1 rRNA gene is annotated in these 1153 nt (G+C 57.6%); it reads left to right on the forward strand.

Features of this window, described 5'->3' with window-relative positions:
- Positions 1–307 precede the first annotated feature (307 nt).
- Positions 308–1153, forward strand: a 23S ribosomal RNA gene (locus ACIGXE_RS37770); the annotation flags it as partial.

The following is a 1153-nucleotide window of genomic DNA, read 5'->3' on the forward strand; positions in this document are numbered from 1 at the left end:
TGCGGCTGGATCACCTCCTTTCTAAGGAGCACAGTACCGATTGCAGGCAAACGTTCTGCACGGTCAGCTCATGGGTGGAACGTTGATTAGTTGGCGTGAGTGACCTGATGGTCTTCCTAGTACTGCTTCGGCGTGGAACGGAACGGCACGGACGGGGCTCACGCTTGGCACGTTGTTGGGTATCTGAGGGTACGGCCGAAAGGTCTTGCCTTCGCGATGCCGGCCCCAGTGCACTCGGTCCGTAGGGATCGGGGTGATGGGTGGCTGGTCGTTGCTTGAGAACTACACAGTGGACGCGAGCATCTGTGGCCAAGTTTTTAAGGGCGCACGGTGGATGCCTTGGCACCAGGAACCGATGAAGGACGTGGGAGGCCACGATAGTCCCCGGGGAGCCGTCAACCAGGCTTTGATCCGGGGGTTTCCGAATGGGGAAACCCGGCAGTCGTCATGGGCTGTCACCCATGCCTGAACACATAGGGCATGTGGAGGGAACGAGGGGAAGTGAAACATCTCAGTACCCTCAGGAAGAGAAAACAACCGTGATTCCGGGAGTAGTGGCGAGCGAAACCGGATGAGGCCAAACCGTATGCGTGTGAGACCCGGCAGGGGTTGCGCATGCGGGGTTGTGGGATCTCTTTTTCACAGTCTGCCGGCTGTGAGACGAGTCAGAAACCGTATGGATAGGCGAAGGACATGCGAAAGGTCCGGCGTAGAGGGTAAGACCCCCGTAGCTGAAATTCATGCGGCTCGTTTAAGAGACACCCAAGTAGCACGGGGCCCGAGAAATCCCGTGTGAATCTGGCGGGACCACCCGCTAAGCCTAAATATTCCCTGGTGACCGATAGCGGATAGTACCGTGAGGGAATGGTGAAAAGTACCGCGGGAGCGGAGTGAAATAGTACCTGAAACCGTGTGCCTACAAGCCGTGGGAGCGTCGGGATCTTCGGATCCTCGTGACTGCGTGCCTTTTGAAGAATGAGCCTGCGAGTTTGCGGTGTGTTGCGAGGTTAACCCGTGTGGGGAAGCCGTAGCGAAAGCGAGTCCGAATAGGGCGTTTTAGTAGCACGCTCAAGACCCGAAGCGGAGTGATCTAGCCATGGGCAGGTTGAAGCGGAGGTAAGACTTCGTGGAGGACCGAACCCACCAGGGTTGA

The organism is Streptomyces sp. NPDC053431 (assembly GCF_044544925.1).
GTDB lineage: Bacteria > Actinomycetota > Actinomycetes > Streptomycetales > Streptomycetaceae > Streptomyces.